This is a genomic window from Thermospira aquatica (genome assembly GCF_023525255.1).
Lineage (GTDB): Bacteria > Spirochaetota > Brevinematia > Brevinematales > Thermospiraceae > Thermospira > Thermospira aquatica.
In genome coordinates, this window is the sequence record NZ_CP073355.1 from 1,975,112 (window position 1) to 1,992,350 (window position 17,239).

The following is a 17,239-nucleotide window of genomic DNA, read 5'->3' on the forward strand; positions in this document are numbered from 1 at the left end:
TTTCCTGTTTTTTTAAAAAAAGAAAAAAAGTTCACACTTTTGATGAGGAATGAGGGGAAAAGAAATGAAAAGCTGTTCCTTTTGAATTTCTACAGGTACACGATCTCAAACCGGTGTACCCATTCTTTCCCTCTGGTGCTGGTTCGGTAACGGATATACACATACGCCGAACCTGAAACAAGATAGGGTCTGACTGCAGAAAGGGGAGTCCACTGGATGGAGAGAGGACCTGGTGTATAGTAGGCGAGGGGGATAAGAGAAGCGAGACGATCTCCCTGCTTGTTGTAGAGTTCCACCTCTATCCATGCAGGACTGAGCAGGGAAAAATCCACGGAGAGAATCCCCTCGGGATGGTAAACAATTTTGGGATTGACAAGCACAAGGGAAGGGGTAAGGGGAATTTCTTCCTTACGAACGATTCCAAAGCTGTAGAGGGTGATTCCAGGGGAAAGATATGCCCAGACGTCAATACGACGCTGAAAGATATTTTCTAGAAAGATACTTCCACTCTGAAGAAGTTGTACATTGGTAAGCAGGCGGTTGTCCTCGCTATCGTGGACTTCGATGATGAGGCCTTCGTTTCCACTATCTTGAAAATCAGCAAAAATATGACTAAAAAGATATCCTTCTCCACAGGAAAGATCCAGGAGGGTAAGCCAGCCCATGTCAGTAGTGGTGGACTGAATACCCAGGGGGGACAGTGAGATGTTTTCCCAGTCACTTATCCATGAGAAACTATTAGTGTTTTTTACAGAGATCTTGAAAATATCATTAATCGTCCATTGAGCGTACAGAAAGACAGGAAAAAGCCACACAAAATACCATTTCATTTTTTTTCCTCTTTTTGCTGGGAGATGAATTCCTCAACCCAGCGGATATTTTGTTCTTCGATTTCGTTTTCTTTTGATTCCTGGCGTTTATGATGGTTAAGAAGTTGGTTCATGTTGTGATCAAGCCAGAAAAAGAAGCTGATAATGACTATGAGAATACCCAGCACTACAAACAGACGTCCAAAAACACCTAGCATTCGAAGAAAACCACCTTTTTTAAGAAACATATCAACTTTTCCAATGGTTTCTGTTTTCCAGAGGAGGGGAAAAGAGACTATCAAGTAGTCACGAGAGCTTTTGGCCTGATGGGGTTCATCTTCTAGCATCTTTGAAGGAATTTTTCCAGAGGTGAGGAGAATTTCTCCAAGTCTAAGAGCGAGGGGAGTCTGTGTTGGTGGTATCCATGATTGGAAGTTTTCTTTTTTAAATAACAGGTGAAATTGGAGTTCACGATCAAAGGTTGCATCCTTCCAGGTGATGACACATTCGATGAGATTATCTATATAGCGGAAATTATAAAGATTCTCTGATGCTATCTTTTGTGGTGAAATACTGTAGGTGCCATGCTTGTAGAGAAGCTGTCCACTCTCTCCAATAACATAGCCTTCGACAAAACCTGGAAGTTTTTCCCAATAGGTTTCTATGATGGTGTGGAGAGAGGGAAGGGTACCTGAAACAACGTAGAAAAAAATAGCATCGTTGAGGTTTTTATCCTGTTTGAAACGGTCCACAATCGAAAAGAAATGATCCTTTTCCTGTTCTATCAGAGCGAAGGTGTTTGTGGCTTCTTTGGCAAGATTTTCCATGTATTGATCACTAACAATGAATTCTCGAATTTTTTTGTAGAAAGCCTCATGCCAGATAAAAAAGGCGTAATGCGAGATTCCACTCTCCACTTGGAGTTCTGTGGTGACAGCAATCACTCCAAAAGATATCATCCATATCAGCACGATAAGCATCATGACTTTGGTCAGGATGGCAAAGCTTCGTTGCATAAATCTTTCCTTTGAGTTTTTTTGAGGATGATTGCTACGGCTTGATTAACATCGATTGTGGATGTATCAATCTTTAAATCAGCGAGCTCTTCATAGAGGGGAGATCTCTCTTTGAGGAGGGTGTGAATTTCCTCTTCGAGGGAGAGGTTGGTGAGAGCCGGGCGGTTTTTGTCTCCACGGATACGTTCAGCAAGAATACTCACAGGTGCGGTGAGATAAACAACAAGATCGGCTGTTCGAATCAGGATCCGATTTTCTGGTCTGAGGACAATCCCTCCGCCGGTAGAGATTACGCCTCTACCTAACATAAGGGCTTCTTTGAGCGCACGACTTTCTCGTAGACGAAATCCAGATTCTCCCTCTTTGTGAAATATTTCCGGGATACTCATACCAGCCTGACTGACTATGAGATGATCCGTATCGATAAAGGGAACGTTCAGAGCTGTAGCGAGGTGTTTTCCTATGGTGGTTTTGCCACTCCCACGGTAGCCTATGAGAACGATTTTCATAACTGGGGTTCTCCTTTAGTAATAAAATAAATAAAAATCTCACCCAGCAAAAGGGAGAACGTAAGGATGAAAAATACTGCATACAACCGGCTGAGAAGATCGGTGCTTCTTGGTTTTTCAGGTGACTGGGGAGGTTTTACAAAACGAAAGACGACCGTATTTTCCGGGATATACCCGTGACGGAGGAGGTACTCATCAATATTTTTTCTCGATTTTTCGGAGAGTAAATCGGCTTGTTCAGTCAGGAGGGCTAACTCTTTTTTGTCTGTTTCATTCTGTAAACGGGAAAGTTTTGCCTTTTCATTTATGAGCTCACTTACCCCACCATTTCCAAAGAAGAAGTTGATGATGATAGTAAAAGCGATAACATTCACTACAAGATAAACGAGTCGTCGCTTCATGGGTACCCCTTTCTCTTTCTTATTATAGTTTCGGAAAAAAGAGAAAGGGGCTTGAGAAATTTGACAAAACTAATGAACAGAGAGGAGACGCTCAATCTGAGATACGTTAAATCCTACTACCACATGATTGTTGATGAGAATAACGGGGACTCCCATCTGTCCAGATCTCCGTACCATATCCTGAGCGGCAGCGGGATCGCGCGATACATCAATCTCCTTGAACTTTAAACGGCGGCTTTGAAAGTATTCCTTGGCTTTTTTGCAGAAAACACACGTTGGCGTGGTGAAAATCACAATCTTGGGTTCCATAAATATCTCCTTATAATATTATTTTATTATAATATATTCATAAAAAATCAAATCGTCAAGTGATGTTGAGTTTTCTTGTATTTCACCGATAATAAAATGAGAAAGTGTATGAGAGTTTTAGTATTTTTGTTTCTTACGTCTTCTTTGTTTGCCTCGTCGTGGACGTTAAAACCTTATTTCATCAGTACGCACAACGAAGTATGGCTTCAGGATCTCCTTGTGGAAAAGCTTCCCACCAATATGCTTGTAACTGATGGAAAATCTTCTTATACAGCAAAGGAGATTGGAATGCTTTTAAGAAAGGTGGGGATGAGGGATTTTATTCTCGTCGGTGAGGAAGTAAATGTTTATAGGGGAGTAAGGCTGATAACTCCGGAAATATGGTTTGACGAGGCTCAAAAGCGTTATGAAGGATGGATCGTGAGTGAAATTGAGTTACCCGAATATTTTGAGGTAAGAGAGGAGACTATAGCAGATGAGGGTATAATCCTTCTCTGTCGGGTGTATCTTGCTGACAGGGTTGAGGAACGAAGGTATACCATTCCCGCAAGAAAGAAAAACATTTCTTCTGGAAATGTTGGGGTGAAGCTGTCTTACCGTTTTGAGAGAGAAGGGGAAAAGGAGGGGTTTCTCGTGTATGAGAAAGGGGGGCTCCGTATTCGTGTGCCGGTGAGAATTCTTCCCACTCAATTGGATGAGATTTTGGTCGAAAATAAAAGTAATCAGCGTGTTTTGCGTTTCAAAAGAGGTGAGATAGAAGGGTTATGAAAAAAGTAGTTTTTCTCCTCGTTGTAAGCATGGCCTGGCTTTGGGCAGAACCTGTGGAGTTAAAGTATATTGTGAGTGTGGAGGGTTTGTCATTTAACCCTTTGATTGGCTATGGGATTGTTATCGGGTTAAAAGGGACGGGTGATAGTGAAGGTGGGTCTCAGACAAAGGAGTTTCTTGCCCGTATAGCGAACCATTTTGGCATTCAGGCAAATATAGAAAAATTTAAACCCAAGAATGCGGCTGTTGTGATGGTGATGGCTGATGTACCACCTTTTGCCCAGACGGGCAACCGTCTCGATGTTCGTGTCGCTTCAGTGTTTGATGCGAAATCCCTTGAGGGTGGAGAGCTGGTGGTCACGCCGCTGCTGGGTGGGGATAATGAGATGTATGCTGTGGCAAGTGGGAAACTCGTTGTGGATAGTTCCTCAAAGAGTGTGAGTGGAACGATTCTCCAGGGGGCTATTGTCCAGAAACCTATCCCTCAGACATGGCTTCAGACAGATAGAAGCGTGATTCTCCATCTGGATCCGAACTATTCGTTTGATGCGATGATGGCGGTGGAAAAAATGCTTCAGAGAGACTTTTCTGATACTGAGTATACGCTGGAAAATTATACGATAAAAATCAAGATTCCTGAAGGGGAACAGCCTTCTCAGTGGTTAGGGCGTCTCCTTGCCAAAAAGGTAGATGTTCCTCAGGTGCCAAGTATTACCATCGATAGCAAAACAGGGATGGTAGTGGCAGGAGGAGATGTTGTGGTTACCGAAGCGGCTGTAGTGTATCAGGGATCACAGATAACGATTGGGAGTGGAGGGTTTTCTTGGGGAGGAAGTTCTTCTTCTCAGAAGGGAAGTGCCCAGGTGCTTCCTGCGTCGACAACGATTCAGGAGCTGGTAACCGGGCTGAATCAACTGGGAATGAGCGCCCAGGATGTGGTAAAGATTCTTCAACTTCTTCACAAGAATGGGAATATCAAAGCAAGACTTCAGGTTTTGTAAAGGCATAGGATAGTGATCCCCCTTCAGAGGGAGGATTGCCTCACGAGGGGATTTTCATGAGATTTTCGAGTTCTCTTATATCCTTAAACCAGTAGTTCTGGTATTCCTGTAAAACATTTGCCCTGTCGGTGGTTTTTAAAAGCAGCTTCACTTGTACCGACAATGTATTGTGGGAGAATGTCTTGGGTTGGCTTTCGCCGTTTTTTTCTTTTTCTTCTTCAAATATCTTTACAAAGCCCTCTATTTTTCTATACCCATCAGCATGCTCTGTTCCCTTTGGATCGACAAAGAGAATGGCATAATCCTTTTCTTTCTTGAACCAGAAGATAAAGTCGGGTTTGAATTTTTCTATTCTATTTGTTTTGGGTTGATAGTAGGGGATATACACTTCGTCAAGGGTTTCATCAATTTTTGAGAAAAACCACCAATCAAATTGTTGAAAAAAGTTATTATCTTGTTGTAAATATTTTTCTAATTCTTCTAAAAATTGCATTGTGTCAAGAAAATTGTGTCTAGTCATAGGATAACCTCGCTGTGAATATTTTCTTTGGTGTATGAGTGTTGCTCACGATAGAGTTGAAAGTAATACTCCCAATTTTTTAACTTTCTTTTTAAGAACTTCTCATTTTGGTATCTTAATAACAGGTAAAGATATTTCTCAGCTGAAGCCTCGCTTTGACACATTTCCATTGTTTTTAATCTCCTTTTAAGTTCTTTAAAGAGTCTTTCCAGGGCATTGTTTGTATACACCATGCTTCGTATTCCTTCAGGTAATTCCATGTAAGTGAATATATTCTCTCTTATTGTCAAGAGGTTATTCATTAAGTTGGGATAGATATTTTTCCATTTTTGTGTAAATTTCATAAACAATTGTTCTGCCTCCTGTTTGTCTTTGGCATGAAATACCTCTTTTATTTCAGTGGCAATGATATTTCTGTGTTGAACTCTCACTTTAGCCAGTATGTTTCTCATGACATGGACTACACAGGGCTGATACTTTGTGTGGGGATATATCTGTTATGACGTTTTTCATACCACTTAAGCCATCAGAGACAATAAAATGAATCTGTTTGACACCTCTTTTCTCTTATATCAGCAATTTCCCGCCAGTTATAAGCACTTTCCATGCCTCCTGGCAGGTAGTATCCTAAAATCTCCCGTCTTCCCTCAGGTGTAATGCCTATAGCTACATATATTGATTCATTTTCTACCCTATCTCTCTTGATAGAAACACCATAGCATCCAGAAATACCCGGCATATTCTTCCATGAGAGGGCGACTACGCCACTTCTGAATCTCTTCTATGCCTACCTGGCTTATCCTTGAGATGTTAGCATAAGAAATCTTTATTTCATAAAGCTCTTTTAAAACTTCTGCTATCTTCCTTGTTGACATTCCTGATATCAATGCATCTAAGTCTTCCTTGCGATAGGGAAGAAGGGCATTATTAAATCCATTATCCCTTGTTCTTGGAACACGTATGGCTGTAAGCTCGCCAAAAGCTGTCTTTAAATCCCTTTCGTAAAAGCCATTGCCTTTTGTGGGTGGATTGTTTTCCAGGTAAATCTCTCTTTCCTCTTTTAACATACTCTCTAATACTTCCCCCGTTGCGTCAAATAAAAAAGTACTCGAAATTCGAATCATTGCCTCATAAAAAAAAGTACTCAAAAATTCCATACAGTTTCCTCCAAATTTTTGTTTTTTACATTCTTTTTCTTTTGAAGGCTGAAAAGTTTTCTCTGGCAAGCTGTAATTTTTTGTCTTAGGTGAAACAAATCGAGAGCCTTATAAAGCCTTGTTAGGCGTTCCTTTTGTGCCTCACTTACATAAGAGCTTTCTAAAAGCCGCTGGTAGGGAGTTTTAATATCATCATGCTTCTTTTGCACCTTGCTTCCGATTCTTTTTTTCTCTGTCATTTTCATAACCGGTTGAAAAAATTTGGCATAAAGCCTGAGATACGCATAGAGTCGGTTCAAGTAGTAGACTTCTTCCTCGGTATCGTAGCGGAAGTATCCAACATTCTGGCGGACTATGGAATAGTTTTTCTGCTCAACGTAGCAGTTATCATTGGAACGGGAGCTTCTCCCCCTTGTAAATTTTATCTGGTTCTTCTCACACCAATCACGCAGAGGATGATTAATAAATTCAGCACCGGTATCAGAATCAATTCCCCGTAAATCAAAAGGAAGTCTTCTTTGGACTTTTTCTATGGCTTCTCTTACCCATTTTGAAGCTTTGTTTTTGATTGCCACAAGTTCTGTCCAACCGCTCCAAACATCCACCATATTTAATGTTTGAGCAAAATCTCCCCGGCTATTTCCTCCCTCATGGGCAACCAGATCAATCTCCATAAAACCAGGGCAATTTTCATCCCACTCTGCCCACGTGCGTATAGCTATTTGTTGCTTTAACAACGTTCCAGGCTTTGTACCTTTTCGTCCTTTTATCTCAAGCTTTTACGCTCATGTTTCAAAGTCGGTCAATACTTGAAGCACTTATATGGCGCAAGTTTTCTATAGCCTGTGGAGAACCGTGGAGATGTCCGTTTGCTAAGAGATTATCTAAAACTTCATTTAAAATTGGCTTTAAACGTTTGCCACACATGTAGTTTTCAATTTCCCAGACCTTTTTTAGAAGTTTTAGTTCCTCTTCGCCGAATTTTTTCTTTCTGCCAGGTCTTTTGCCCTTCTTGGCTATGTCGGCTTTAAGGTAATTTTTCTTGCCTACATAGATGGTTTTTCCGTGCTGCCTCAAGAGCCTGGCGGCATAGTTTCGATTTTTTAGGCCTGTTATCCTCACAAAATAATCCAGTATCTCCATTTTTTCCTTTTTGCTGGCTTTTTGATACTCTTTCGCCGTTTCCCTGTAAATAGGTCTCCTTTCAAACATCGCTAACTCCACCTTGTACCTCCAGTTCTTTGAACTGGATTATTTTACACAAATTTAAAGTACTTTTTTATTTTGAAGCAACGTTCCCTTTTCGAGTACTTTTATTATGAAGCAATTCGCTTCCTTGACAATTGGTTTGAATAGCTCTAGAATATTCTTCGTCTCAATCATATCTGGCCTCCTGTGATAGTTTTATTTATATTATCACAGGAGGTTATCTTTTTCCTACCAGACACAATTAAGTATACACTGCCCTTTTTTTAGCTTGATCTGACATAAAATCCTCCTACTTTCAATTATTAAGGGATATTTTAAAAAAAATAACAAAAAAAAATTTTTTTTGTCTAAAATAGACAGAAATAATTTTTGTTTTGTGCTTGAGAATTTCCCGTTGCGTCAAATAAAAAAGTACTCGAAATTCGAATCATTGCCTCATAAAAAAAAGTACTCAAAAATTCCATACAGTTTCCTCCAAATTTTTGTTTTTTACATTCTTTTTCTTTTGAAGGCTGAAAAGTTTTCTCTGGCAAGCCGTAATTTTTTGTCTTAGGTGAAACAAATCGAGAGCCTTATAAAGCCTTGTTAGGCGTTCCTTTTGTGCCTCACTTACATAAGAGCTTTCTAAAAGCCGTTGGTAGGGAGTTTTAATATCATCATGCTTCTTTTGCACCTTGCTTCCGATTCTCTTTTTCTGTCATTTTCATAACGGTTGAAAAAGTTGGCATAAAGCCTGAGATACGCATAGAGTCGGTTCAAGTAGTAGACTTCTTCCTCGGTATCGTAGCGGAAGTATCCAACATTCTGGCGGACTATGGAATAGTTTTTCTGCTCAACGTAGCAGTTATCATTGGAACGGAGCTTCTCCCCTTGTAAATTTTATCTGGTTCTTCTCACACCAATCACGCAGAGGATGATTAATAAATTCAGCACCGTATCAGAATCAATTCCCCGTAACTCAAAAGGAAGTCTTCCTTTGACTTTTATGGCTTCTCTTACCCATTTTGAAGCTTTGTTTTGATTGCCACAAGTTCTGTCCAACCGCTCCAAACATCCACCATATTTAATGTTTGAGCAAAGTCTCCCCGGCTATTTCCTCCCTCATGGGCTACCAGATCAATCTCCATGAACCCAGGGCAATTTTCATCCCACTCTGCCCACGTGCGTATAGCTATTTGTTGCTTTAATAGCGTTCCAGGTTTTGTGCCTTTTCGTCCTTTTATCTCAAGCTTTTTACGCTCATGTTTCAAAAGTCGGTCAATACTTGAAGCACTTATATGGCGCAAGTTTTCTATAGCCTGTGGAGAACCGTGGAGATGTCCGTTTGCTAAGAGATTATCTAAAACTTCATTTAAAATTGGCTTTAAACGTTTGCCACACATGTAGTTTTCAATTTCCCAGACCTTTTTTAGAAGTTTTAGTTCCTCTTCGCCGAATTTTTTCTTTCTGCCAGGTCTTTTGCCCTTTTTGGCTATGTCGGCTTTAAGGTAATTTTTCTTGCCTACATAGATGGTTTTTCCGTGCTGCCTCAAGAGCCTGGCGGCATAGTTTCGGTTTTTTAAACCTGTTATCCTCACAAAATAATCCAGTATCTCCATTTTTTCCTTTTTGCTGGCTTTTTGATATTGTTTTGCCGTTTCCCTGTAAATAGGTCTCCTTTCAAACATCGCCACCCCAATTCCGGTTGGCGAGCTTGTCGAGCCACGGTTGGCGAGCCTGTCGAGCCACGGTTGGCGAGCTTGTCGAGCCACGGTTGGCGAGCTTGTCGAGCCACGGTTGGCGAGCTTGTCGAGCCACGGTTGGCGAGCTTGTCGAGCCACGGTTGGCGAGCTTGTCGAGCCACGGTTGGCGAGCTTGTCGAGCCACGGTTGGCGAGCTTGTCGAGCCACGGTTGGCGAGCTTGTCGAGCCATGAACTGGATTATTTTACACAAATTTAAAGTACTTTTTTATTTTGAAGCAACGTTCCCTTTTCGAGTACTTTTATTATGAAGCAATTCGGGTACTTGACAAAGTCAGGGAAATATGCTATAATATATCCCTCTTAAAGAGTGCCCCCATCGTCTAGGGGTTAGGACACAGGGTTTTCATCCCTGCAACCGGGGTTCAAGTCCCCGTGGGGGTAATACGGCTGGTTTCGACCAGCCTTTTTTTATTTTTTGATTGAACAAGATAGTTTCTCCGTGTAAGAGCAAAAAATCTTTTAAAATTTCTCAAAAACACTTGTTTTTTTTTTCTCTTTATGCTAAAATAAGCACAAGAGAATTCGCACAAGGAGGGATGTATGAGAAAATTACTTGTTACGTTATCCATTATTGGAATGGTGTTATGGTTTGCAGGATGTTCATCAGTACCCAAAAAAGAACTTGAAGAAGCCAAAAAAGCTATTGAACAAGCCCAGGCAGTCGATGCGGCCTTATTTGCCTCTTCGGAGTTAGCAGCAGCTCAGAATGACTATGATGCTGCCAACAAATTCGTAGAAAATAAAAAGAACAAAGAGGCAAAAGAAAAGGCTGTTTCCTCGAAACAGAAAGCAGATGAAGCTTACAGTCTTGCCCGTGAACGTCGTGCTGAGGACATTTATCAAAAGAATGTTGCTTTAATGAACCAGATTAAGGAAAACTTTGGTGAGAAGCGGGCTCCTGAAGCGTATGAAGATGCTGTATCCTCTTTTAATGCTTTCGAACAGACCTATGCAAAAAAGGATCCTGATGCAACCTATCAGGAGGGTTCAAAGCTGTATGAAAAACTTTCTCCTCTTGCGCAAAAACTCCTTGCCGATGTTGAGCAGGCAACGGCTGCTGTAACCGCAGCGCAGGACAAGTACTATGCGGCAGAGAATCGTGATATTGTGAAAACCTATGCCTCCAAGGAGCTTTCGGATGCGGCTGTTATCCTGCAGCGAGCCAAGGAAGCTCTTGCAAATGGTGATCTGGAAGAGGCTATCTCTCTCGCTCAACAGGCTTCTGCCCTGATTGATGGTGCCATTACCAAGGCAGAGCAGGCCTATCAGCAAGAGTTGGCTTCCCAACAGCAAGTTAGCCCTGCAGAAGGGAATATTAATACCAACAAGCAAAAGGCAGAACAGTACATTGATGAAGCCAAGAAAAAGCTAGAAGAACTTAAAAAACGTCGCGGAAGTAGTTATCTTCCTTTAGAAGCGTCGTTTACGTATGTTGCTGCCGGTGAGGGAGAAGAAGAGGTGAATGATGCGATGGTGGAAAAATACATAAAACTTGCAGAAGATGCCTATGCTCGCGAAGAGTATCTTGATGCTATTGATTATGCCCGAGAGGCTATTCGACTGGCTGATATGCTCCTTGCTATGGAAACGGCTGCCACGTATACGGTGAAACTTAATCCGGCTAATAGAGACTGTCTCTGGAAGATCGCGGGATATATGTATAACAATCGTTACTGGCTCTGGCCTATGATCTGGAGAGCCAACAAATACCAGATCAAGGATCCCGACCTCATCTATCCCGGTCAGGTTTTCAAAATTCCTCCGATGGTTGGAGAGGGAAAGTAGATTGCTCAGGGGCTATCTGATAACCAGGTAGCCCCTTTTTTTTGTAAAAACTTGTTTTTCAAGATGTTTTGTGTTATTATTAATAAGATCTTCGTTCGATTCAATCAAAGCGTCTCGTGAATCCTGGTTTTCTCCAAGGACCGTTTGTTGCAGTGTATGGTTTTGGTGGAGTCGGGATTTATCTTTTGAGCGAGCTTTTCCCATTTGAACGTTGGGGAGTATGGGCATGGATTGCCCTTGTTCTTTTGCCTTCTGTCGTTGAATATATTGCCGGTTGGTTTACGGAAACATGGTTTGGGGTAAAATTGTGGGATTATAGTGATTTGCCGTTCCATCTTCATGGTCGTGTGTGTCTCTTGTTTAGTTTTTTCTGGGGATTGCTAGCTGTTGGAGTCATTCTGTGGGTCCAGCCTGCACTTCTCTCTCTGATACACAGCCTTCCGGGAGAGTGGCGATGGCTTCTTACGGGATGGCTCAGCATGTATCTTGTCGTTGACTTTTGGTTTTCTGCCAATATGTACCAGCGCTATGCTCGATGGATACGTCAACTCAAAGAAAATCTTTCCCAAATTCCTGAAAGACTTATCATTCCTTCTATGTCCCTCAAAGAAAGCCAGCGATACTTTAAAAGACTTTTTCATCCCATGGAGGTTTTTCCCCATCTGGCGAAGCAGTTTCGGGAACGTTTAAAGGAGACGCCGGATTCTTTTCTTGAGTTTGTGAAACGGTTTCTTCCCAGGGAGTAGGTATGCCACTTCTCGTGAAACGTTATACTCTTGCCATGGTGAGGCGGAGAATTTATCTGCGTTTAAATACTATTCGACATCATGATAACAGCATACTCTATCACAATCTCCGTGTAGCAAGGGTAGCTTACCGGTGGGCAATGTTTCTGAAAAAGTTTTTTTCGCGTCATATAAAAACAAAGGCGCTCATCCGGGGAGCTCTCCTCAACGATTTTTTCTTTTATGATTGGCGGCGAGAGAAACCTCCGAGTGGCAAGCTTCACGCCTTTGAGCATCCCAGAGAATCAGCAAAAAATGCCCATTATTACTATAGAATTACCAGGCGCGAACGAAATATCATTCTTTCTCATATGTGGCCACTAGGGATATGGCCGCGATATAGCGAAAGCTGGCTTGTCAGTATGGCTGACAAGTGGGTTTCTTTGAAAGAGTTTTTACGAAAATGGTTGAAAAAGGAGTATACTCGTGTTTGAAACAAAAATTGGACAAATCGTATTTCGAAATCCGGTCATGACGGCTTCAGGAACGTTCGGGATGGGGGATCCCTTTCGAGATTTTTATGACTATAGCCAACTCGGTGGAGTGGTACTCAAGACACTGACACCCCGCCCTAGAAAAGGAAATCCACCCCCACGCCTTTATGAAACCCCAGCAGGGCTTTTGAACTCCATTGGTCTCGAAAACGAGGGATTTGATGTCTTTGAACGAGAGGTTCTGGAGAAAAATCCCTTTGCTGAGTGGAAAACCAATGTCATTGTGAGTCTTGCCGGTGATGAAGAGGGGGATTTTGTACAGCTTGCTTCACGGTGTGGAAAGCTTCCTGGTGTTTCGGCGATTGAGTTAAACCTGAGTTGTCCCAATGTCCACGCGGGAGGGGCAACGTTTGATAGTGAGCAGGAAGCTGTGTATCGGATTGTTTCGGAAGCCATTGAACAATCGTCTCTTCCTGTGTTTGTTAAACTCAGTCCCCAGCATGACCTGGTAAGAAATGCCCGAGTAGCGGAAAAAGCAGGAGCGGCTGCCGTGACGATTTCTAATACTTATCTTGGGATGGCAATTGATATTCACAGGAAAAGTTTTGTTTTTGCCAGAAAGTTTGCTGGATTTTCCGGACCGGCGGTAAAACCTATGGCTTTAGCTCATGTCTATCGGGTTTCTCGGGAGGTGAATATTCCTGTGATTGCAAGTGGCGGTATAGCCTCTGGGGAGGATGCGGCAGAGTTTTTGCTTGCAGGAGCCCGTTTATTGCAGATAGGGACAATGGGTTTTGTGAAACCAACGCTTGCGGTAGAGGTGGTGGATTTTCTTGAGCGTTTTTTTGGGGATGTTGCTCCAGAGCCTCTTAGCTAAGATCGTCAACAATCCGGTTTTTCCCCTGGCGTTTTGCCTGATACATGAGATTGTCAGCCCTTTCGATGGCGTTTTGTACTCCTTCAGGGGATCGAAGAGCCGTGACACCAATCGACGCGGTAATATGAATGTTGCCTGTGGGAGTTTCAATGAACTGGGAAGAAATGAGATTTAAACATCGTTTTGCGATTGGGACTATCTGAGACACGTCATCGACAAAAAGAATAGCAACAAACTCTTCACCTTCCCAACGACACCAGAGATCAAAAGGACGGAGAGTTTGTTTAACAGTCATGGCGGTATTCATGAGAATCCTGTCTCCTATGGCATGACCGTAGGTATCGTTATAGGATTTGAAGTTGTCCATATCAAAGAAAAGAACACCGATTTTTTTCTTTAAGGAAAGCATTTCCTGGAGACGAAAGTAGAAGAGGCTTTCTAAACCTCGGCGGTTGAGACATTCGGTCAGAGGATCGAGAAAAGCAAGTTGTTTGAGTTCATCAGTTTTTACGAAGATCCCCTGCCAGAGAGGGTGAAAGAGTTCGAGAGCAACTGGAGAACTCTCATCAAGATTATACTCTTTTAAAAAAAGAGGAGGAAGGAGTAATCCTTTGATATGAACAGGGATACGATATCCCTCTTTGTGATGGAGAAATACATCTGCTTCAATTGTTTCTTGTCCGTTCAGTACAAGAAGCATAGGACACCCTGTTTTACAGAGGTTGTTTCCGTCCATGTCTACATGTCGAAGGATGTTGTCTTGACAGGATTTTCCTATGACCTCTGAAACAGAGTATCCTGTGATTTTTTCAGCGGCTTTATTCCACAGGATGATCCTGCGGTTTTTATCAAGAATATAAGCCCCCTCCGTAAGGTGATCGAAGAGTTTTTTAAAAAAAACTTCCATAGATTCATTCCTTAGATGCATTCCTTTTGCATATTGTTTATAATCGGCCGATTCGTCGTAAAACATAAACCGCTGTAAGAAAAGCTTTTTGAGAAGAGGGTATACGATGATCTCCCCATTCGTGGAAGTATATATAACCGCTGCGGATATCTGCGAGAAGGGAAGCCATCATCGCAGGGAGGAGATCCTGTTTTACCTCAAGAGGTTTGAGAGCGTAGAGACACGTTGCTACACCTATTTCCTGGGCGATGAGTTCTATCTGCCAGGGTGATGTGAGGGTAACAAGCACCCCCTCCATATCTTCTTTTTTGATAACATCTTCTGCTTCGAGGGTAAACCATGATGTAAGAAATTGTATAGCTTCAGAAGCACGTTTTTCCATAGTTTGAGATATCCACCACTCTCTGTCTTCTAATAAAATCCGTAAACCTCTTTCTGAAACTACATCTTTCCACCAGGAAAGGAAGAGTTTTTCTTCAAGAAAGCTCCCGTAAGCTGCCGTTACCCGTGAAGGAATATTGTAGTAGAAATGTTCTCGTATTTCTCGGGGAAAATGGGGTATGGAGAGATGCCAGGTTTCTGATTTTTTCAAAAATTCGTGAAGATCCTCGAGGTTTTGTTTTTGTCTGAGGTCGGCATAAAACTGGAGAATCCGCACTTTCGAATAGAGGTTTGTGGCATGTAAGAAAAGATTATGATGAATAAGGTATTTTACCTCGTCGATCCAGCGATAGCTTCTTTTTCTCTTTGGGAAGGGAATCATGCTGGAAACAATTTTCTGAGAAAGGAGCCATTGTAAAAGCCACTGGAGGTTATGGTCTGAAAGAGAAGTGACATAGCTATCAAAGTCCCGAGGGGGTCTTCCCAGGGATGCTCGAAACCAGGATTCAATCTCTTCGAGCAGCTGATCGATATCTGTGGTTGTTGTGGGTTTTCCCGAGAGAAGCAAGACAATATCTTGAAGTCCGGTTAAAGAAAAACCAAGCGTGAATTTTTTCTCTCTTTTTTGGAAAGTGAAAAAGAGGAGAGGGGTGGTATCCTGAGGTGGCGTATTTTTCACCTGGAGAAATGTTCCGGAAGGAAAGATAAGAAAAGTTCGACTAAAAAAATCATTGATGTCTTTCCAGACACTTTCATCATCAACGAAGAGGGGTAGTCTTGAGTCTATCTTTAAGCCGCGATGATAGAGTCTCATGTTTGAAGAAGCAAGAGAATGAGAAGGGGGGTGGGAAGAGAGATTTTGTAGGGTATAGGAAGGTGGGGCAAAGAGATATATCCATCCTGTCATTTTTAAGAAACAAAGAGATCTCCAGAATAGACATGTTCAACATGATCTCCATTTCGGATGACGGCAATACCCTGTTCATTGACATCTTCCAGGGTGCCTTCAACAATATATTTCCCTGTGTCAATTCGTACAGACTGAAAGAGCCCCATAAGATGCTTTTTCCAATCTTCGTAGAGGGTTGAAAAACCATAGGTATCCATGATTTCTCTCATTTTGAAAAAGGTATTGAGAATCTCGGAGAGAATGATATGACGGTCATATTCCTGGCCACTTACCATCTTCATAGAGGTGGCTTGGGGGAGTTTTGGTTCGGAGTTTATGTTGATTCCTACGCCAATAATGAGTGTTTTCAGTCGGTTTTCCTCGGTGATCATTTCGGTAAGAATGCCGCATATCTTTTTGTTGTTTATATAAATATCATTTGGCCATTTGATCTTGACTTCGTTTTGAAGACTGCTGGCAAGAATATTTCTCACAGCGAGAGCCATGAGAACGGTATACTGATAGTAATGACAAACATCCGTATTCATTCGAAGGCCGAGGGAAAAGGCGATGTCTTTACCAGGAGCACTCTCCCACTGGCGACCAAGTCTTCCTTTTCCTGCATATTGTTTGTCGGTGAAAAAGAGTGAGCTTTCGGAATAGCGTACCATGACTTCTTTGGCCCAGAGGTTGGTTGAATCTATCTCGGGTTTGTAAAAAAACTCAAGTGGGTGAGAACAAAGGAGAGAAAGCTTTTCGGGGATGAGACGGTCTTTCGGAAGAGTGTGGAGTCGGTATCCCTTTTTTTTGATACAGTCGATACCATAGCCATTTTCTATGAGGGATTGAACCCTTTTCCACACAGCGGTTCGTGAAAGATCTACCATTTCAGCAATCTGGGCACCAGAAATGAATTTTCCCTGGTTTGCCAGGAGGGCCCGAAGAACCAGATCCATTTTTTTCTCCTAAAAATTATACTTTTTTTTGTTTATTATACCACGAAAAATTTTTGAAAGCAAATTTTTATAGGGAAGGAGATTCGTTTGAATGGAAAAATTATTTTTTTGTGTTATAATAAAACATCTTACCGGAGGATGGTGGAATGGAAGTTCTTCTTATTGTTCTCAATATTGTGGGGATTGTCGCATTTGCGGTTTCTGGAGCCATGAAGGGGATGAAGTATTCCCTTGATATTCTAGGGGTAGTGGTACTTGGTATTCTTACTGCTCTTGGGGGAGGGATGGTGAGGGATGTTCTTCTCAACCAGTTGCCTGAGGCGCTTCGTCATGAGGAGGTGATTCTCTATGCGATTGGGTCTTCGGTGGTTACGTATCTTCTGGGAAGAAGGGTAAAAAACATTTCTCAGTGGGTGAGGTATTTTGATGCTCTGGGACTAGCTCTTTTTACGACTGTGGGGGCAGAAAAGGGCATGAGTGCCTCTCTCGGCTTACTGGGGGTAATTATCATGGGAACATCAACAGGGGTAGTAGGGGGAATGCTGCGGGATATTTTTGTAGGAGAGATTCCGTCGGTTCTGAGAGAAGAGATTTACGCGTCTTTTTGTATTGTTGGTTCTGGGATATATTATCTTTTCCGTTTCCTATCGTTTCCCAATAGCTGGAGTATTGCTTTGGTGGTTGGATTTATTTTTGTAGGGCGGGTGCTGGCTATCCGCTATAGTTGGCATTTGCCAAGACGCTCACTAGATTAATTTCCCGTTGCGTCAAATAAAAAAGTAC

General features: G+C 42.1%; 16 protein-coding genes, 1 tRNA gene and 3 pseudogenes. 8 read left to right on the plus strand and 12 right to left on the minus strand.

All coding sequences use genetic code 11. The annotated features are described in order from the left end of the window. Positions 1-89: 89 nt before the first annotated feature. The 5 genes from KDW03_RS09595 to KDW03_RS09615 form a co-directional block, all read right to left on the minus strand. On the minus strand, positions 90-830 hold the full coding sequence (locus KDW03_RS09595; RefSeq protein ID WP_271434862.1) for a hypothetical protein: 741 nt from the start codon (positions 828-830) through the stop codon (positions 90-92). Further along, positions 827-1,825, minus strand: a complete 999-nt coding sequence (locus KDW03_RS09600; protein ID WP_271434863.1) for a hypothetical protein — start codon at positions 1,823-1,825, stop codon at positions 827-829. Before KDW03_RS09600 ends, KDW03_RS09595 begins: the two co-directional genes overlap by 4 nt. After that, complete coding sequence (locus KDW03_RS09605) at positions 1,801-2,334, minus strand: shikimate kinase (protein ID WP_271434864.1); 534 nt, start codon at positions 2,332-2,334, stop codon at positions 1,801-1,803. The genes KDW03_RS09600 and KDW03_RS09605 overlap by 25 nt, the downstream gene beginning before the upstream one ends. Beyond that, entirely contained in the window at positions 2,331-2,735 is a 405-nt protein-coding gene (locus KDW03_RS09610; protein WP_271434865.1) for an FtsB family cell division protein, read from the minus strand. Before KDW03_RS09610 ends, KDW03_RS09605 begins: the two co-directional genes overlap by 4 nt. 69 nt (positions 2,736-2,804) lie before the next feature. After that, positions 2,805-3,044 (minus strand): glutaredoxin family protein, encoded by a 240-nt coding sequence (locus tag KDW03_RS09615; protein WP_271434866.1) that lies wholly within the window; start codon positions 3,042-3,044, stop codon positions 2,805-2,807. A gap of 108 nt (positions 3,045-3,152) precedes the next feature. On the opposite strand from KDW03_RS09615, the gene KDW03_RS09620 reads away from it, so the two are divergent. Together KDW03_RS09620 and KDW03_RS09625 are read left to right on the plus strand one after the other, a co-directional pair. Next, entirely contained in the window at positions 3,153-3,812 is a 660-nt protein-coding gene (locus KDW03_RS09620; protein ID WP_271434867.1) for a hypothetical protein, read from the plus strand. Further along, on the plus strand, positions 3,809-4,813 hold the full coding sequence (locus KDW03_RS09625) for a flagellar basal body P-ring protein FlgI (protein ID WP_271434868.1): 1,005 nt from the start codon (positions 3,809-3,811) through the stop codon (positions 4,811-4,813). The genes KDW03_RS09620 and KDW03_RS09625 overlap by 4 nt, the downstream gene beginning before the upstream one ends. A gap of 40 nt (positions 4,814-4,853) precedes the next feature. On the opposite strand, the gene KDW03_RS09630 is transcribed toward KDW03_RS09625, so the two are convergent. The 4 genes and pseudogenes from KDW03_RS09630 to KDW03_RS12430 all read right to left on the minus strand — a co-directional run bounded on the left by KDW03_RS09630 (position 4,854) and on the right by KDW03_RS12430 (position 9,366). Next, positions 4,854-5,333: a hypothetical protein gene (locus KDW03_RS09630; protein WP_271434869.1), complete on the minus strand. Its 480-nt coding sequence runs from the start codon at positions 5,331-5,333 to the stop codon at positions 4,854-4,856. Beyond that, a pseudogene (locus KDW03_RS12565) lies at positions 5,330-6,490 on the minus strand (IS256 family transposase). Before KDW03_RS12565 ends, KDW03_RS09630 begins: the two are co-directional and overlap by 4 nt. Further along, a pseudogene (locus KDW03_RS12425) lies at positions 6,478-7,702 on the minus strand (integrase catalytic domain-containing protein). Before KDW03_RS12425 ends, KDW03_RS12565 begins: the two co-directional pseudogenes overlap by 13 nt. A gap of 448 nt (positions 7,703-8,150) precedes the next feature. Further along, positions 8,151-9,366, minus strand: a pseudogene (locus KDW03_RS12430) (integrase catalytic domain-containing protein). A gap of 385 nt (positions 9,367-9,751) precedes the next feature. On the opposite strand from KDW03_RS12430, the gene KDW03_RS09680 reads away from it, so the two are divergent. From KDW03_RS09680 to KDW03_RS09700, 5 genes are all read left to right on the plus strand, one after another. Beyond that, positions 9,752-9,823 (plus strand) — tRNA-Glu (locus KDW03_RS09680). 159 nt (positions 9,824-9,982) lie between these two features. After that, positions 9,983-11,227: a LysM peptidoglycan-binding domain-containing protein gene (locus KDW03_RS09685; RefSeq protein WP_271434877.1), complete on the plus strand. Its 1,245-nt coding sequence runs from the start codon at positions 9,983-9,985 to the stop codon at positions 11,225-11,227. Positions 11,228-11,343: 116 nt separating this feature from the next. Next, positions 11,344-11,973 (plus strand): putative ABC transporter permease, encoded by a 630-nt coding sequence (locus KDW03_RS09690; RefSeq protein WP_408648309.1) that lies wholly within the window; start codon positions 11,344-11,346, stop codon positions 11,971-11,973. 2 nt (positions 11,974-11,975) lie between these two features. After that, complete coding sequence (locus KDW03_RS09695; protein ID WP_271434878.1) at positions 11,976-12,446, plus strand: HD domain-containing protein; 471 nt, start codon at positions 11,976-11,978, stop codon at positions 12,444-12,446. Next, on the plus strand, positions 12,439-13,323 hold the full coding sequence (locus KDW03_RS09700) for a dihydroorotate dehydrogenase (RefSeq protein WP_271434879.1): 885 nt from the start codon (positions 12,439-12,441) through the stop codon (positions 13,321-13,323). The genes KDW03_RS09695 and KDW03_RS09700 overlap by 8 nt, the downstream gene beginning before the upstream one ends. Here the strand turns inward: KDW03_RS09700 and KDW03_RS09705 are convergent. The 3 genes from KDW03_RS09705 to KDW03_RS09715 are packed head-to-tail and all read right to left on the minus strand — an operon-like array spanning position 13,316 to position 16,456. Beyond that, complete coding sequence (locus KDW03_RS09705; protein WP_271434880.1) at positions 13,316-14,230, minus strand: sensor domain-containing diguanylate cyclase; 915 nt, start codon at positions 14,228-14,230, stop codon at positions 13,316-13,318. The genes KDW03_RS09700 and KDW03_RS09705 overlap by 8 nt on opposite strands. A 37-nt stretch (positions 14,231-14,267) precedes the next feature. Beyond that, the gene (locus tag KDW03_RS09710) at positions 14,268-15,518 is read right to left on the minus strand and encodes a hypothetical protein (protein ID WP_271434881.1); all 1,251 of its coding nucleotides are present in this window, start codon (positions 15,516-15,518) and stop codon (positions 14,268-14,270) included. Positions 15,519-15,520: 2 nt separating this feature from the next. Then, entirely contained in the window at positions 15,521-16,456 is a 936-nt protein-coding gene (locus tag KDW03_RS09715; RefSeq protein WP_271434882.1) for a biotin--[acetyl-CoA-carboxylase] ligase, read from the minus strand. Positions 16,457-16,602: 146 nt separating this feature from the next. Here KDW03_RS09715 and KDW03_RS09720 point away from each other — a divergent pair, with 146 nt between their 5' ends. Next, positions 16,603-17,211 (plus strand): trimeric intracellular cation channel family protein, encoded by a 609-nt coding sequence (locus KDW03_RS09720; protein ID WP_271434883.1) that lies wholly within the window; start codon positions 16,603-16,605, stop codon positions 17,209-17,211. Positions 17,212-17,239: the final 28 nt, after the last annotated feature.

Coding starts and splice junctions, on each gene's coding strand:
- KDW03_RS09595 (WP_271434862.1), bottom strand. CDS start 830: ATGAAATGGTATTTTGTGTGGCTTTTTCCTGTCTTTCTGTACGCTCAA.
- KDW03_RS09685 (WP_271434877.1), top strand. CDS start 9,983: ATGAGAAAATTACTTGTTACGTTATCCATTATTGGAATGGTGTTATGG.
- KDW03_RS09630 (WP_271434869.1), bottom strand. CDS start 5,333: ATGACTAGACACAATTTTCTTGACACAATGCAATTTTTAGAAGAATTA.
- KDW03_RS09620 (WP_271434867.1), top strand. CDS start 3,153: ATGAGAGTTTTAGTATTTTTGTTTCTTACGTCTTCTTTGTTTGCCTCG.
- KDW03_RS09610 (WP_271434865.1), bottom strand. CDS start 2,735: ATGAAGCGACGACTCGTTTATCTTGTAGTGAATGTTATCGCTTTTACT.
- KDW03_RS09720 (WP_271434883.1), top strand. CDS start 16,603: ATGGAAGTTCTTCTTATTGTTCTCAATATTGTGGGGATTGTCGCATTT.
- KDW03_RS09625 (WP_271434868.1), top strand. CDS start 3,809: ATGAAAAAAGTAGTTTTTCTCCTCGTTGTAAGCATGGCCTGGCTTTGG.
- KDW03_RS09710 (WP_271434881.1), bottom strand. CDS start 15,518: ATGACAGGATGGATATATCTCTTTGCCCCACCTTCCTATACCCTACAA.
- KDW03_RS09605 (WP_271434864.1), bottom strand. CDS start 2,334: ATGAAAATCGTTCTCATAGGCTACCGTGGGAGTGGCAAAACCACCATA.
- KDW03_RS09715 (WP_271434882.1), bottom strand. CDS start 16,456: ATGGATCTGGTTCTTCGGGCCCTCCTGGCAAACCAGGGAAAATTCATT.
- KDW03_RS09695 (WP_271434878.1), top strand. CDS start 11,976: ATGCCACTTCTCGTGAAACGTTATACTCTTGCCATGGTGAGGCGGAGA.
- KDW03_RS09600 (WP_271434863.1), bottom strand. CDS start 1,825: ATGCAACGAAGCTTTGCCATCCTGACCAAAGTCATGATGCTTATCGTG.
- KDW03_RS09705 (WP_271434880.1), bottom strand. CDS start 14,230: ATGGAAGTTTTTTTTAAAAAACTCTTCGATCACCTTACGGAGGGGGCT.
- KDW03_RS09615 (WP_271434866.1), bottom strand. CDS start 3,044: ATGGAACCCAAGATTGTGATTTTCACCACGCCAACGTGTGTTTTCTGC.